At 47.9% G+C, this 14,618-nt stretch carries 17 protein-coding genes; 4 read left to right on the forward strand and 13 right to left on the reverse strand.

The genetic code is table 11. The features are described 5' to 3' along the window. Positions 1 to 96 precede the first annotated feature (96 nt). Positions 97 to 1,335: a nucleotidyltransferase gene (locus A3848_RS03555; RefSeq protein WP_074083566.1), complete on the forward strand. Its 1,239-nt coding sequence runs from the start codon at positions 97 to 99 to the stop codon at positions 1,333 to 1,335. Here the strand turns inward: A3848_RS03555 and A3848_RS03560 are convergent. Next, the gene (locus A3848_RS03560) at positions 1,325 to 2,362 is read right to left on the reverse strand and encodes a SepM family pheromone-processing serine protease (protein WP_074083567.1); all 1,038 of its coding nucleotides are present in this window, start codon (positions 2,360 to 2,362) and stop codon (positions 1,325 to 1,327) included. The two genes, A3848_RS03555 and A3848_RS03560, sit on opposite strands and share 11 nt — an antisense overlap. Before the next feature lie 153 nt (positions 2,363 to 2,515). Between A3848_RS03560 and A3848_RS03565 the strand changes: the two genes are divergently transcribed. After that, positions 2,516 to 3,748, forward strand: coding sequence for a nucleoside recognition domain-containing protein (locus tag A3848_RS03565; protein WP_074083568.1), 1,233 nt, complete (start codon positions 2,516 to 2,518; stop codon positions 3,746 to 3,748). Here A3848_RS03565 and coaD read toward each other — a convergent pair. The 12 genes from coaD to A3848_RS03630 form a co-directional block, all read right to left on the reverse strand. Further along, positions 3,717 to 4,238, reverse strand: coding sequence for a pantetheine-phosphate adenylyltransferase (gene coaD, locus A3848_RS03570; RefSeq protein ID WP_167374609.1), 522 nt, complete (start codon positions 4,236 to 4,238; stop codon positions 3,717 to 3,719). The genes A3848_RS03565 and coaD overlap by 32 nt on opposite strands. Next, positions 4,222 to 4,830, reverse strand: a complete 609-nt coding sequence (rsmD, locus tag A3848_RS03575) for a 16S rRNA (guanine(966)-N(2))-methyltransferase RsmD (protein ID WP_074083570.1) — start codon at positions 4,828 to 4,830, stop codon at positions 4,222 to 4,224. The genes coaD and rsmD overlap by 17 nt, the downstream gene beginning before the upstream one ends. 370 nt (positions 4,831 to 5,200) lie before the next feature. Further along, positions 5,201 to 5,587, reverse strand: coding sequence for a LytTR family transcriptional regulator DNA-binding domain-containing protein (locus A3848_RS03580; RefSeq protein WP_074083571.1), 387 nt, complete (start codon positions 5,585 to 5,587; stop codon positions 5,201 to 5,203). A 216-nt stretch (positions 5,588 to 5,803) separates the two neighbouring features. Beyond that, positions 5,804 to 6,427, reverse strand: coding sequence for a hypothetical protein (locus tag A3848_RS03585; protein ID WP_143192328.1), 624 nt, complete (start codon positions 6,425 to 6,427; stop codon positions 5,804 to 5,806). A 158-nt stretch (positions 6,428 to 6,585) separates the two neighbouring features. Continuing rightward, positions 6,586 to 7,050, reverse strand: coding sequence for a ferritin-like domain-containing protein (locus A3848_RS03590; RefSeq protein ID WP_074083573.1), 465 nt, complete (start codon positions 7,048 to 7,050; stop codon positions 6,586 to 6,588). Between the two features lie 97 nt (positions 7,051 to 7,147). Continuing rightward, entirely contained in the window at positions 7,148 to 8,866 is a 1,719-nt protein-coding gene (locus A3848_RS31160; protein WP_083611883.1) for an alpha/beta fold hydrolase, read from the reverse strand. Between the two features lie 94 nt (positions 8,867 to 8,960). Further along, positions 8,961 to 9,212 carry a hypothetical protein gene (locus A3848_RS03610; protein WP_074083574.1) on the reverse strand — a complete coding sequence of 84 codons (252 nt, stop codon included), beginning with the start codon at positions 9,210 to 9,212 and terminating at the stop codon, positions 8,961 to 8,963. A gap of 159 nt (positions 9,213 to 9,371) precedes the next feature. After that, positions 9,372 to 9,509 (reverse strand): hypothetical protein, encoded by a 138-nt coding sequence (locus tag A3848_RS32100; RefSeq protein WP_167374602.1) that lies wholly within the window; start codon positions 9,507 to 9,509, stop codon positions 9,372 to 9,374. 125 nt (positions 9,510 to 9,634) lie between these two features. After that, positions 9,635 to 10,057 (reverse strand): hypothetical protein, encoded by a 423-nt coding sequence (locus tag A3848_RS03615; RefSeq protein WP_074083575.1) that lies wholly within the window; start codon positions 10,055 to 10,057, stop codon positions 9,635 to 9,637. 94 nt (positions 10,058 to 10,151) lie between these two features. Further along, on the reverse strand, positions 10,152 to 10,430 hold the full coding sequence (locus A3848_RS03620) for a holin (protein WP_074083675.1): 279 nt from the start codon (positions 10,428 to 10,430) through the stop codon (positions 10,152 to 10,154). Positions 10,431 to 10,435: 5 nt separating this feature from the next. Further along, positions 10,436 to 11,236 carry a glycoside hydrolase family 73 protein gene (locus A3848_RS03625; protein ID WP_074083576.1) on the reverse strand — a complete coding sequence of 267 codons (801 nt, stop codon included), beginning with the start codon at positions 11,234 to 11,236 and terminating at the stop codon, positions 10,436 to 10,438. Between the two features lie 500 nt (positions 11,237 to 11,736). Beyond that, positions 11,737 to 13,371 (reverse strand): diguanylate cyclase domain-containing protein, encoded by a 1,635-nt coding sequence (locus tag A3848_RS03630; protein WP_074083577.1) that lies wholly within the window; start codon positions 13,369 to 13,371, stop codon positions 11,737 to 11,739. A gap of 269 nt (positions 13,372 to 13,640) precedes the next feature. On the opposite strand from A3848_RS03630, the gene A3848_RS03635 reads away from it, so the two are divergent. Both A3848_RS03635 and A3848_RS03640 read left to right on the forward strand, forming a co-directional pair. Then, positions 13,641 to 13,925, forward strand: coding sequence for a hypothetical protein (locus A3848_RS03635; RefSeq protein ID WP_074083578.1), 285 nt, complete (start codon positions 13,641 to 13,643; stop codon positions 13,923 to 13,925). Positions 13,926 to 14,111: 186 nt separating this feature from the next. Beyond that, complete coding sequence (locus tag A3848_RS03640; RefSeq protein ID WP_074083579.1) at positions 14,112 to 14,492, forward strand: PilZ domain-containing protein; 381 nt, start codon at positions 14,112 to 14,114, stop codon at positions 14,490 to 14,492. Positions 14,493 to 14,618: the final 126 nt, after the last annotated feature.

Raw genomic sequence — 14,618 nt, forward strand, 5'->3', positions numbered from 1 at the left:
CAACCATTTTCCCTTTATATTGTTTCAGCGGTCAGATCAAATTATGATATAACTAATCTGGAATCCTAATGATCAAGAATATGAGGTGAAATTATAGTGACTACAGTAGGCATTATTGCAGAGTACAACCCTTTACATAATGGACATGTCCACCACTTCGAAGAGGCCAAGCGGCTATCCGGTGCAGATCACTCCATTGTGATCATGAGCGGACCCTTCACCCAGCGCGGCGAACCGGCGGCGGTAAGCAAGCGTGCCCGTACGGAGATGGCGCTCCATATGGGCGCCGACGTCGTGATTGAGCTGCCAGTGGCGTATGCCGTCCAGCCGGCAGAGTGGTTCGCCTTCGGAGCAGTAGCTCTGCTGGAAGCGACCGGGGTCGTGGACAGCTTGTGCTTCGGCTCCGAAGCCGGGACTTTGAGCGCGCTGCAGCCGCTGGCCGAATTCCTGGCCAAAGAAAGCAGCGCGCTTAAGAGCGAGATCCGCCGCCGCATGGCACTCGGAGCGAGCTTCCCCGCCGCGTACAGCCTGGCTGCGGCGTCCGTCTGGGAAGATTCTCTCCCGGGAAAGGAGAGAATCTTCGATGCTGCCGGGCTGCTGCGCCAGCCGAACAACAGCCTCGGCCTGCACTACCTGATCGCGCTGCGGCGGCTCGGCAGCGCAATCAGGCCCCTCACTGTGCCGCGCACCGGCGCAGGCTTCCACGACCCGCTGCAGAGCGGGTCGAGAATCGCAAGTGCCACAGCGATACGCCAGGCGCTCTCAGAAGGCGGATCACCTGCAGCTTACATGCCAGATTATAGCATGTCCATCCTGGAAAGAGAGCATGCGGCGGGCAGAGGCCCGCTGAATCTGGAAAGCTTCAGGATTCAGCTCCGCCACCTGCTCTCCACTCGAACACCGGCCGAGCTGCAAATCCTGCAGGACATGAATGAAGGCCTGGAAAACCGGTTGCTGCGGATTTTGCCTTCTCTTCCGCGCTTCACTGTATCCGCAGTACTGGAGGCGCTGAAAAGCAAGCGTTACACGCGCACCAGGCTTCAGCGTTTACTGATTCATACCCTGCTGAACCACAGCAAGGAAGAAATGGCACCGGCTCTCCTCGCGAAGGGGCCCGGTTACATCCGGGTCCTCGGCTTCCGGGAAAGCGGACGCCCGTTGTTGAAGCAGATGAAGCACCGTGCCAGCTGGCCCGTAGTGACTAGTCCGGCGCAATTCTCTCATCCAATGCTTGAAAGAGATCTGCAAGCCGCCTCCGCTTATGCCGGAGCATTCAGCAACCCCTTGCGTACAGATCTTTACAGCGACTATCTGGAGCCCCCGGTCAGGATTTGACCGGCAGCTCCTGCATATACTTCAGCGCATCGGCAAGGGTCGATACCGGTACAAGCTTCATGGCAGTACCGATTTTATCAGCTTTCGCCTTGGCTTCCTCATAATTTTGAACGGGCACAAAAAAGATCTCTGCCCCTTTCCGGTCAGCTGCAACGATCTTATGCTTAACTCCGCCAATAGCACCTACTTTCCCGTCCGGATCAATAGTGCCTGTACCTGCAACCCGATGGCCTTTGGTCAGATCACCAGGAGTCAATTGGTTGTATATCTCCATGGTAAACATCAAACCTGCCGAAGGCCCGCCTACATCTGTGTCCACAAAGCTTACCATTTTGCCTTCCATCTCAGGTTTTACCTTTTGTACCGCTCCGATCACTACCCCAAGACCGGGCTTCACCACTCCAGTCTGCTGATTCTTGACTTCTACCAGCTTGACCGTTTCCTCAACTTCTTTGCCTTTTCTCTGCAGCACAACAACTGCAGGATCACCAATTTTTTTAGTCGAAAGAAGCTTGGATAACGCATCCGGATCGGGTATAGTCTGCCCCTCTACACTGATGATTTTATCGCCGGGCTTGAACTGTTCCTGGTTGCCCGTCACAGGTACTGAGAACACATACAGATAATCCACCACATCTTTATAAGGAATGTCCGCCGCATGATAAGCCGCCTGTACGGCATAGGACTGCGAGCTGTTCATGTAATATACTTGCTCGGCCGCATACTCCTGCTCCGTCTTATCTCCCAGCCGGGTCTCCTTCAGGACAACCTCAGCATTGGAATTGAATACTGAGGCTACCAGAAGTGCAACATTGGCGTAGCTCGCAGATACTGTGGTCATCATAAAAGTTCCCTTTTCATCCTTATCTGCATTCTGAACCTGAATCATTGGCGCTACCTCAGAGGCGCTACCGGGTTGATAGACAATATAGGGCGTATTCATAAATACAGCAACATAAAGAATCACCACAAATGTGAACAAGTAGGCTGTGGCACGGAATCCTACCCGGCGTTTCATTTGCCTCACTGCTTTTCCCTTCTTTCCCTCAGCACTGGACTATACACTTGGAATGATCTTGTGAAGCGGCCGGTTGGACCGAGGCATGACGGTTGTCTTCTCTGCATAAATTGATAACAGTCTTTAGCCTATGTCCTAAGCTATGAAGAGGTGATGCTCAAAATGAGTCCTATAAAAATACAACGAATAACCTCAGGTGCCGCTCCATTCGCAGGCGGGGCTGCAGCCATTCTGCTGGCTATTGCTATCGTATCTGCACCGGAGTCCTCATTTGCGGCCTCCCTGCAGGGCCTTAAGCTATGGTGGACACTTGTCTTCCCGGCCCTGCTCCCTTTCCTGATCCTCTCGGAGATGCTTACGGCTTCCGGAGCAGTCCACGGCTTCGGTGTAATGCTTGAACCCCTTATGAAGCGAGTATTCCGGTTGCCCGGAGCCGGTGGATGGACACTTGCTCTGGGAATGACCGCAGGTTTTCCCGCCGGAGCAGGAGCGGTTATGCAGCTGCATAAACAGGGCCGGATTACGGACAAGGAGGCAGGAAGGCTGGCCTCCCTGGCGCACTATGCCAGCCCGGTGACTGTGCTTATCGTTATAGGCGCAGCTTTTCTGCACAGTCCCGCTTCCGGATACACACTACTGGCCATCCACTGGCTTGCCGGGTTATCCGCCGGCTGTACCTCCGCTCTATTTACCGGACGCTCTAAGCTCCAATCAACCGCAATCCAGGAACAGGCTCACCATAAAAGAGCCTCTCTGCTGACACGCGTTTATCGCGCTGCTGCGGACGCACGTGCACAGGATGGACGCAGCTTCGGAAGACTGCTTGGTGAATCCGTGGGTTCTGCCGTCCAGAACCTGATGATCGTCGGCGGCTATATGATCATCTTCGCAGTTGTAATCCATATAGCGGCTTCTGCGCTCCCACAGCTTCCGCCGGCACTGTTTTCAAGTCTGCTTGAGGTTCACCTTGGGGCTTATACGCTTACTACAGGAACAGCAGCCCTTCCTGCCTTCAATTCCATGAACACTCTCACAGCGGCCTGGTTATCGGCGGCCCTGGCCTGGAGCGGAATCTGTGGACAGCTCCAGGCGCTGACTCTCCTTAAGCAAGCCGGCGTCCGCTATCTGTCTTATGCTGCCATTCGATTGCTGCACGGCATGTACGCTTTTTTATTCACGTTTCTCCTGTGGAAACCGCTGCTTAATCTTCAGACGAATGTGCAGCCAGCAATAAGTGTACCGGATGAGCACCTGCCGGCGGTCACGCTAAATCCCTTAACGGTCTGGCGCTCAATTCCACAGTTAGCGGCCTTGCAGGCTCTGATCCTGCTCCTATTATTAGCTCTGTCTGCAGCTGTTTATATTACGGCTTCATTCCGCCGTCCATCCGCTTAAATTTGAGATTCATGGCTTGTTCTACCTCAGGCGTCACAAAGTCGGAGACGTTCCCGCCGAAGTGGGCAATCTCCTTCACGACACTCGAGCTTAAATAGGAATATTTCGGATTAGTCATCATAAAAATAGTTTCTGCATCGGGGTCCAGATTATGATTAATCGAGGCATTCTGCAGCTCATATTCAAAATCGGTAACCGTTCGGATTCCGCGGACAATCACCTGGGCGTCCTTTTGCCGGACATAATTGACCAGCAGATCACGGAAGCTGTCTACTTCCACATTGGGAATATCCTGGGTGGCCTGCCGGAGCAGATCGGTACGTTCTTCTACGGAAAACAACGGATTTTTGCTTAAGTTGTTAAGGACGGCAACAATCAGTCTGTCGAACTGTTTGGCTGCACGGTTAATAATATCCATATGCCCCATCGTCACCGGATCAAACGTTCCCGGATAAATGGCGACACGTTCTTTTCTAATCTGCAGACTCATCATTACCCTCCTTGCTGCTCTCCTGTACTTCTTGGGAGGCAGCCTCATACTTATAAATAGAGACTGTCGTCTCTCCATATACAGCTTGCCGTGTTCTATGGAATCCCGGGATGTCCTCCGGATATTCATAGCCTGACTCATGTTCTAGTACAATTACCGCATCCTGGCGCAGCAGTCCCTTTTGAACCATAGCCAGCATCAGTTCATCCCCATGCTTCAGCCTGTATGGAGGGTCCAGGAAGACAAGATCGAACGAACGCCCCCGTTTTTCCAGCGCACTTAGCGCTCTTCCTGCTTCATTGCGGTAGACCTCTGCCTGTTCCTCCACCTTGGCCGCCTTCAGATTTGCGCGCACCGTATCAATGCTCTTCTGTTCCATGTCCACAAAAACAGCCTGATCCATCCCCCTGCTCAAGGCTTCAATTCCGAGCCCGCCCGTTCCTGCGAACAAATCCAGCGCGGCACCTCCCTCAAAATAAGGCCCGATCATACTGAACATCGCTTCCTTTACCTTGTCGGTTGTAGGCCGCGTCCCGCTGCCCGGAACACTTTTCAAGGGTCTGCCCTTTGCACTTCCCGATACAACTCTCACCACTATTCACCTGCTCTTATGTCTCTGTTAGTTATGCCGTTTAGGGCATAAGTCCAAGCCTATAGTACCACAATTGTCTATTGAAATAAAAAAATGTCTGCAGGTGTCCTACCGAGGCGGCTAATTTCTTCCGACTTTCCGTGTATAAAATTGGACATTCAGGGCCATCATGTAATTATCGACATTGCAAGATGTCGTAGACAACCGCGGAGCAGGCTTACGTTTCCCCATAAGCTCTTCGTCCGGTTTCTCCTCTCCCATGAAAGGGCGCTCCGAAAGGGGCGCCCGATTTTTATATTCTATATACACTTCGATATTACAGTTTCCCCAAATGAAAAAAACAAAAAAAAGCCGCCAAAGAGGTAGCCTTTCATGTAAAAACAACTGTGGAATCCAGTTCTGTTATAACCTGAAGCACCTCTTTAAGGCCGCTTTTGGACATGGTGCTGTATTTTGAGGCTTTGTTCCTCTCCGACTCGGGTTCGAAGTAGGCTACTTTCAGCAGCTTATTGATTTCTACGATCCTCCGTATATTAATGCTATTGTTCCGGTCAGCGAGCAGAAAGCAATAGCCTGAGGCGTTGAGGACTTGAGTCCAATATTTTAAAGTCCCGGCTGTAAAATAAACGGAGTCCAACGTGTGCAGCAACAAAATCGCTGTGCGGCTGTCCGTACCCAGGTAGATGATCTCATCAATTCTAACAGTTATAAGACCCGTCTTTCCCTCAATATCTCTAGTTACACTTATGGTGTCCATGGTATGCCTCCAAGCTACTTAAGCAATTCTTCCGGTGTCTTACCTTTATATATGAAAAGGATACTATCTGTAGTTACTATAAACATTGCTGTCATAGCCAGTAAAGAAGCCATCCGGTAATTGATGCTGTGACGTGCCTTTTTCAGGAAACTCTTCACTTCTGCTTCACCCCGATTCACCCGGTAGGATAGAAAAAGGCGAAGGAGATTCCGCTAGTTACTTCCCCCGCTCTTTCGAAACAGCATAATACAACAAGAATATGACTGTAACTGCAAAAAATGCAATGAGAATGAACAATTGCTCGTAGTAGACGATAACAGATAGCAGACCTAGAAATACAACAATTAGCACGATAATCAGGATGTCCTCAAACTTAAAACGGAGCCGCTCAAAATCGAATTTAAAACCCCAGCCAATCTTGTATAGCCAGATGGAGAGAATTACACTTATCAGCCCTGAGGAAAATTGCAGAAGATAACCATTGGATAGGCTGGCCTGGGCAGCATCGATGGAAACAAATAAAAGAAACGCCAACCCGGTTTGCAATAATGCATAGATTGCATATCCAAGGATAGTTGTGATCCATGACCATACCAGAGGGATTTTAACAACAACTGAAAAGAAAAAGATAAAGATTAACACCGTAATTAATGGTACTAAGTACGCTAATGAGAGTTCATTTCTAAGTATGTAACTTTGCAAATTGATCAAGAGGCTTACGATTAGAGCTTCCCAGATAAAATCTCCGGGCTTGAAACGGAAGAGCGCCATAACCAAATAATATACGCCAATCGTTTCTATAATCGAGAAAAACATAAATCCTGCCGGCTCCCAAAACAACCCACAACACCGCCTGCTCTTTTTTCATTCATTACATTAATTATATATCTGTTCCTTGGGATGTGTACACTATTTATGATTTCAACATTCGTGTTGCATCAGAAGAAAAGTCTTTTACAGTAAAAAAGCACCTGCCCGGTGCTTTTTTGATCTCTTGATTACTTATTTTTGGCGTACAGCCAATTGTAGTAGCTGGCATGCTTAATCTCATCTGTCATGATCTCGAAGATCCAGTCCCGGTACTGGGGATTGATATGCAAATAAAGCTTGCGATACTTTTCAAATGCTTTGAGTTCGCCGATCAGTGCCTTTTCAATACCTTCCAGATAACTGGCCGGCAATGGTTCTGTCCCTTCATCTGAAACCTTGGGGGCCATTCCGGTCAGCTGTGTGTAAAGCGTCTTGAACATGCTCCGGTGCTTTCTCTCATCATCGCGGATGCCTGCAATAATCTCTTGTTCTCCCCTTGTTGGAGCCAATTTAATAAGGAAGTCATAAAACAGCTCATCATTCCGCTCTCCTTGAATTGACTGTTGGATCAATTGGAGGACCATTTCGTCATTGCGAGACAGAAGCTGGTTGGACGACTGGAAATGAGGAGCAAAATACGTTTGATAATTCACGGCGACACCGCCTTTAATATAATAGGAACACTTAGTTACAGGATATTCACCTATAGCCTAAACGTTACCCCGCGGCGGATACATCGTCCTAGCCTAATTACAAATTCAAAATCCATTGCCCCATATCAGCGATGACCTGAGGATCTACCATTCCTGGTTTGTTATATCCCGCTGCGGTTCCCGCATTTTCCCCTTCATCATTCACAAAGAAATGATTAAGACCTGGATAAAGCTTAAAGGAAGCTGCAGGATTCCCTTTTAGAACATCCTTCCACTGCGGAAAGTCTTTGTCCGGATAGACCTGAAAATCATCGGCACCTTGCAGCACTAGCACGGGTTTGGTAAGCTTACGAGCCAACTCGGCCGTAGGATGCATATCCATCTCTTTAAAATAATAAGCCGGAACACCAAATACACTAGGCATTGCCTTGGATTGCTCTAAGGTCATTGCAGACAACTCTTTTCCCTTGGAGCTTTCGGCGTCGATTGCTGCCATAGTCTGTGTCTTACGCGGATCAGAGTTTGATAAATTTTGGATAGACGCCATATTCTGATCGTAAATAATCTCCAGTAGACTGCGCGGCGATCCCGCCAGCAGGATCAGTCCTGCAAAGCTACCGCCGTCAGCATCAATTCTCGGAGCAAGCATACCTCCAAGGCTATGACCAACCAGATATACCTGTGCGGGATTCATTCGTTTGTCAGCCTTGAGCACCTTAGATGCGGCAACCGCATCATCAACCGTTTCATCCTTAACACTAACGGTTGCGGCTGCAGCTCCTATAAACTGCTCCGGATAAGAATAGCTCCGTTTATCGTAACGAAGCACTGCGATGCCTTGTTTGGCAAGTCCATAGGCTATATCCCGGAAAGGCTTATAAGCGAATACTGTTTCGTCACGGTCTGATGCTCCTGAACCCTGAACAAGCACTACAGAAGCCAAAGGATGAGTCGAATGATTGGGGAGCGTCAGCAGCCCTTTAAGCGGATGTGATGTCCCCGCACCAACAACCACCTCTTCCTCGGTTACTCCATCGGGAAGCTTAAGCTCTGGAGCATTAGATTGTGTTGCTGCTGCTGCAGGGGCAAACCAGAGTCCCTTGATTTCGCCGGAGCTGTCTGTGGTTATCGTTATAGTCAAATTCCCTTTTGTAAAAATGGCTGTGGAGGCAATAGTCAATTCATGACTCACTTGATGACTTGATACTGAATCAATCTTAAGGTACTTGCCAAAGGTCTCGGTTATGCCTTGCCAAACTTGCTGAAGCTTAGCAACAGAAATGGCCTTTTGGCTTGACTCATTAAAAAATTGCTGCCATAACACCTCATGCTGATTAGAGGCCAGCAGTCCTGTTACTTTCTCAGCGAAAACCTGTGGAGTATAGACTCTAACTTGAGCCAAGGATGAATCATAGGAGACCACTAACCCCATGGCATTCAGCAAGGATATGGGAACATAAATAAGATTGCCTTGAAGCACCGCCTTTTCTTCAATCGCAAACTTATCCTTCCCATTCAATATTGCTTCATTTGCACCAAGTTTCAGCGTAATCTGTTGGCCGTTACGGCTTAGTTGAAGTACTTTTTGTTCTTTTATGTAATTAACTTCCAGACCTAACGCTATACCAACCTTACGGATAGGGACCAGTACCGTATTGCCTTTTGCGAACGGAGCCGCATTCACGGGAAACTTCACGACTTCATTGTTCACACTAAATGTTGTTTTAAGTGCTGCTCCATGTGCCGCCGGTGCTGACCAAGACCATACACCCAGCAGCAGCACACAAGCCAATATGAGTGACAATTTGTTTCTCATGTTAATATCCCCTTTCTGAAATCACATCCTTTTCTAATACGAACTAGATGGTAAATGGTTACAATTATTTTTTTGAAATTCATCCTTTATCTACTCACAACCTGCCACTCTCCTTCAGGAAAATAAAGTCTTTGCCGCGCCGGGTCAATCTCACACCTTGTGTGTTAACGCCAAGCAGCCTGTTGCCGGACCTTGTGAAGATGATATTCTCTACCAGCCGGTCATCAAAAATCTCCTCTATTCTTTCATTAAAATCCTCCTCACCCAACTCCAGCGCCTCTTTCTCTAGAGGTACACCCGCTTCAATCAGTTTAAGCACGATATAAATTCTTTCTTTCTCTTCCATAACTTCACCACTCCTATGAATAATGTATTTCACAAACAAAACTGTCCCCTTCTTATTCTACACTACTCCTCTATATTTACACTGGCTTGTCCTTCACAACGGGTAAAAGAAGCGCGACCCGGCATTTCTGCTCAGAGATCGCGCGACCATTTCCTGTACTTAGATGAAGCAAGCACTCAAGATAATAACCAGAAGGATGTAAAGCACCAGAATCGCACCTGTCGAAGTAAAAGGACTTACAACAGGACCAACATTAGCTCCACCCACATTACCGCCATAACCACAATCTGCACCCATGAGATTACCTCCTTCAATTTGATCACTACACAACAGAATATGTCCCCGACCCCCGTACAGATTGGGCTAAACGGTTTATTTTTAGGCCGCTGCTTGTGAATTTTTCAAAGGCAGGATGCTGTTCCTTAATCCGATACCAGAATTCCGTCAAAGCTCTCCGGTCCAACACGAATGGTACCCAGGAGATTGGAGGAGACAAATGCAGTATACGTAAGCTGGGGTGAAACCGGTGGTAAGAAATCAGCGGCAGAGAACGCAATTACCTGTGGTGCCAGGACACTTAAATTAAAAGTGGAGGTCGCTGAGTATACTACCGGGTCAGTGGGCAATGTCCCTCTGACAATCGTTATTGTAATGCCTACCAGAGCGAGTGGAAGCTGGACAGATACAGTTCCCTTGAGCAGCACCCGGGGATTCGTCGTAATTCCTTCAGTAATCAGGCCAATCTGACCGAATAGTTGAGGCGTATTGATCACCAGAATCGGAATGGCGATGGAATTGGCAGTACTGGCATTCTGTGAAGTTCTTGCATCCAAATAAGTTCCCATATGAACACCTCCTTTCCTTCCTTATCATATTTTGGAAAACTATCTATTGCTTGGTCTACTGGCCTGTGAGCAAGGCCTAAATGATAAGAGGACTTCAGTCCTTGGTTGAACCATCCCTCTTATTGAATGCAAGCTCGAAAAGTCCGGTTGCGGACAATCCGGCAAGTCCACCTGCCCAAAGGCGCAGAATCAGATTCATTTCGGTAAACGGGTAAGCTACAGCACCGACAAACAGACCAATCACAAGTCCAACGGCAGGAACCAGGTTTCGTGGCAGGTTCACTGTGGACTTGACCAATTGAACCAACGCGAGAACAAAAACAGCCAACACTGAAGCAAACGCAAGAACATTATTCAGCGCCTCGTTCACCATGTTCATCACCCCTCCTTCTTCGCTGTGAGGAGGCCTGCCCGGTATAATACGGTGAGCGTTCTATAGAAGTCATAACTGCCTTGGGAAGGTGTATCCAATAGTCCCGCAGCCGCTGCGGCGCTGACGGCCAATTGTGCCCATTCCGGAACATTCATGGTTGAACGTCCTTCTATGGCTGCAAGCCGTTCAATCACATCTTTAAGGGTCTGACCCTGCTCTTGTACTCCTGTCTGCAGCATATCCCTGCTTGTTCCCAGTCCATTGACAAGCTGTTGAAGCTCCTGCAGCTGCACTTCCAGAGTGGCCAGCTTCTGTCTATCCTCTGCCGACATCTCATCATCCTCCATCTCATCATATTGAAACAGATTATTGGCATTCATAATTTGAATAAGCTTCGAAGCATAACCGGGATCCGTGGCATAACCTGCCGCAGCGATCTCTTTTGCAGCGTCGGCTCCCCCTACACCAATCACCTTGCTGTACAGATTTCGGTTCCACGAAACCCCATCCCGGATCAGAGCAGAATGATCCGCAACCGATTCTCCCCAGTTATTATAAGCACGAAAAGCCGCAGATACCTGCACAGCTTTCCCGTTCTGATATTCTGTTGTCTGTATCGTGATGCTGCCGGCTGGACCCCTGCCTTTGATCCCGAACAGATTGTTGGCCCTGACCGTCAACCCACTACTTCCCCAGCCGGATTCGAGCGCTGCCTGTGCGATCGTCAAGGAGGCTGCAATATGGCTTCGGCGCATATCAGCTATAGCAAAGGGGGCAATGGCAGCAATAAATTCCTTCTCGGTCATCTCATCACATCCTTTCTCTATATAAAATGCGCTTTAAGATAATCTGCTTGTGCTGCTCCCTATGGATGTTTTGTTTTTAATAGATTTGAATGCAAAAAAACGCCAGAGCATCAGCTCCCGCGTTTTTTTGCAGCACCCTGTAATATAGAGGTAAGAATAGGACTGGTAATATTAAACATATAGTTCTTGTGAATTTCATATATTTACAGTAGTATAGTAATAATTAACTACTAAGGAGGGTCTATTATCCTATGCCTTCATATTATTTCAAAGAATTTTGGACACCTCTAAGCTGGGTTGGGGTTAAATTTTTTCGAGACGACGAAGGATTTCTATGGATTAAGTGGTGGTCCAAACCGCGTAAAAGATTACGCTGAACTTAACTTATCCTCCAGTTCCAGCTTAAGCATATGACTTTGAAGAATTAACCCTTCCTTCACACCCGATCCGATAGTTCTTTTGACCTATGAATAGAGGATCTATTGTTGCTTGGGTCATCATCAGCAGGCTGCCTCAAAAGTAATCCGGTTCTTTCCGCTGCGTTTGGAGATATATAAGGCCTCATCGGCCAGACGCAGCGTTTCTACGGTGTCCGCACCATCCGGGGACCATACTGCAGCTCCCACGCTACACCCTACATGGATATTTTCCCCTTGAATGATGATCGGCAGGTTTATCTTGCTGATAATCCGTGAAGCCACAATCTCAGCCTCTTGCATGGGTTTTGTTGCAGAAGTATGAAGGATCACTACAAATTCATCACCGCCCAACCGGGCTACAATTTCATTATCCCTCGTACAATCGAGCAGCCGGAATGCCACCTCCTGCAGCAACGCATCACCTGTAGCATGTCCCAAGGTATCATTCACTTTTTTAAAGCCATCCAGATCCAGATATAAAAAGCTTAGTGTACTCCGGTTTTGTTTGGCCTTACTGACGGCATGGGCCAGAAACTCATCCAGCGCGGTACGATTCGGCAGACCGGTAAGATTGTCATGAAGCGCCATATCTGACATATAGCTCAGCTTGTTCTCCGTCTTGGTCAAATGGTTCACTAAATTCCGTAACGATTCCGACAGAACAGCCACATCTTTGAACCGGGTTGAGGCAGGGATCTCCACCTTGGCTCCAGTGCTGAGCAAATCAGCTGTCTTTGTGATATTATTCAGCGGCCGTACGATCCACCCTGCCACGAACCAGCCCATAACAGCAAATAGAACTGCCGCAACCAATCCACTGTACGCGATATTGCGTTTTAGTTGATGTACTGAGGCGAACGCCACATCTGCAGGCTGCCGGATAATTACAGACCAGCCCAAACCGGGGTAGTTCTGATACCCGTCACCATAAGCATAACCGGTTAAATACGATTCATTATCCCTGCCGTAAGATTCTACAGTCCAGGAGTTTGCCCCAGTTCGTGCTTTTTGCAGTGTTTCATCCGTCATTTTCTTACCCACTAGCTCCTTGGGCCCCAGAAGGATGGTGTCATTTTTTTGACTAACTACAAAAACCTCTACATCCTTTAAACGCTCCTTGAGGGGAGTGACTATGGATTTCTCTACTTCTCTGGACCATTCCCAGCTTAAATGTGCTGCCAGCACACCTGTCACCAGTCCTTCCCCGGTATGAACAGGCACACTTATGTCTACAAACTGCAAGGCTTCACCACTTGGATTCGGCAATAGCTTCGACAATAAAACGGCATCGTGCACATCCCCGATGTATGTTCCCTTTGAACCCTCCTGAAACACGGGACGCTGGCTTATATTCTGACTGAGCAGGATATTGTCCGTAGATGAGAGCACATTCCCTTTCGAATCCAGGAATCCAACCCAGGTGAACACGGGCAGACTACTTTTTAATTGGTTCAATAAGCCGTCAGCTTCCTTTTTGTCCACGGGCACCTGAAAAGCATTAAGCTTGCTGAGCACCTCTACCTCTCCAGTCCGCGACCACATGAAATGATCCAGTTTCTCGGACATCTGATAGGCCTCCGCAGCGAGGGAACTTCCGATACTAAGCTCGACAGACCGGGTAGACTGATTCCCTATGACGTAGCTTAACAACATGGTTAATAGAATAATCATTACGGCAAAAGCGCTGGAAAGTAGTGTACGCAGGTTTAAAAACATTTTCATTCTCTCCTTGAGGTGCCTGGATTGCAGCTACTGTAAAAAAAGGCAACAATTCATTTTGTCGAAAACAGTCGATAATTATGTATCGGTCATATTCATTCTGAAAATGATACAAGATTATTAAATACATATTTTGTATATGACTCTCATTCTTCATTTATCTGATTGCTTATAGCAAAATAATACTATGTTACCTGAACGGTAATGCTTACACGACGCGGCTGTAGTATAATCTGCTCATCAACCATCCCAAGGAGTGAACACTGATGTCAGAACAATTTGAAATGTATGATGATCCGTTCAAGATGCTTATCCTTCTGGCTACTTTAATTTCCGAGAAGTTGGGTACCGAGCTCAAGTATGAGCATGTCCCTTCATATGACAATGCTGTTTTTTCTATGGAGCATGAAAGATTCTTCTATAAAAAGGATAGCACTGAAATTACCTGGTTTGAATTCCTGGGCAGAGACATCGCTTCATCACGGGACCTGTCACGGTCTGAATACAACAAGATGTTCGTTGACTGCATGTCTTCCCTCTACAATCTGTAATCGACTAAACAGCCCTAACATAGCACCCCTTTTATTTCCAAATACCCTCCCTCTTTTAACTGAGGCTGAGGGTATTTCTGTTGGTATTCAGAAAATTTAAATCTTTTCTTTTAAAAATAGCACTTTAGTAGATTGCCCTGATCATTGCAGTTCGATATAATAGCAAAAAAAACAGCGGAGGTAGAAATGGACGACTCCAGCAGAAAAGAACCGTTCCGATACGTGATGAACCAGCCCATAGAATGCTGGCTGGAACTTCCCGCGAGCAATTCAGGTCCAGGTGCCGGAAAATTAACAGAAGGAGTGCTGCTTGACCTTAGCCGTTCAGGCTGCAAGGTGCGCACCCCGCTAAATCTCCGCTTTACCTCTGGTGATACCAAGCTGATCATTCACTTTCAGCTCGCGGAAGACAAGCTGCAATTCGAAGGAAGCGTGCGTTGGGGATGGATGTTTGGACTGGGCCAGTTCCAGTACGGAATCCGTCTCGATTTACAGGAAGACGAAGAAGAGCAGTTGCTGCGCGAATTGGAGATCTGGACCAATACCCGCAGAGCGCAAGGATTATAGCAGGCTCATCATCTTAGATGCCCTCCTTAAGGAGGACGTCTTTTTAAGAAATGCGCGGTGTCGGTTCTCTGGAACTGAGGTAGCTGAAGTATACATACGCAAAAGCGAAAGCACAGCCCATGGCCA

The organism is Paenibacillus sp. P32E (assembly GCF_001909085.1).
GTDB classification, from domain to species: Bacteria; Bacillota; Bacilli; order Paenibacillales; family Paenibacillaceae; genus Paenibacillus_AQ; species Paenibacillus_AQ helianthi.

Bases quoted from the DNA above. Each gene is read 5' to 3' on its own strand.
- A3848_RS03565 (WP_074083568.1), top strand. From the start codon at position 2,516: ATGAGTCCTATAAAAATACAACGAATAACCTCAGGTGCCGCTCCATTC.
- coaD (WP_167374609.1), bottom strand. From the start codon at position 4,238: ATGAGTCTGCAGATTAGAAAAGAACGTGTCGCCATTTATCCGGGAACG.
- A3848_RS03580 (WP_074083571.1), bottom strand. From the start codon at position 5,587: ATGGACACCATAAGTGTAACTAGAGATATTGAGGGAAAGACGGGTCTT.
- A3848_RS31160 (WP_083611883.1), bottom strand. From the start codon at position 8,866: ATGAGAAACAAATTGTCACTCATATTGGCTTGTGTGCTGCTGCTGGGT.
- A3848_RS03610 (WP_074083574.1), bottom strand. From the start codon at position 9,212: ATGGAAGAGAAAGAAAGAATTTATATCGTGCTTAAACTGATTGAAGCG.
- A3848_RS32100 (WP_167374602.1), bottom strand. From the start codon at position 9,509: ATGGGTGCAGATTGTGGTTATGGCGGTAATGTGGGTGGAGCTAATGTT.
- A3848_RS03615 (WP_074083575.1), bottom strand. From the start codon at position 10,057: ATGGGAACTTATTTGGATGCAAGAACTTCACAGAATGCCAGTACTGCC.
- A3848_RS03620 (WP_074083675.1), bottom strand. From the start codon at position 10,430: ATGGTGAACGAGGCGCTGAATAATGTTCTTGCGTTTGCTTCAGTGTTG.
- A3848_RS03625 (WP_074083576.1), bottom strand. From the start codon at position 11,236: ATGACCGAGAAGGAATTTATTGCTGCCATTGCCCCCTTTGCTATAGCT.
- A3848_RS03630 (WP_074083577.1), bottom strand. From the start codon at position 13,371: ATGTTTTTAAACCTGCGTACACTACTTTCCAGCGCTTTTGCCGTAATG.
- A3848_RS03635 (WP_074083578.1), top strand. From the start codon at position 13,641: ATGTCAGAACAATTTGAAATGTATGATGATCCGTTCAAGATGCTTATC.
- A3848_RS03640 (WP_074083579.1), top strand. From the start codon at position 14,112: ATGGACGACTCCAGCAGAAAAGAACCGTTCCGATACGTGATGAACCAG.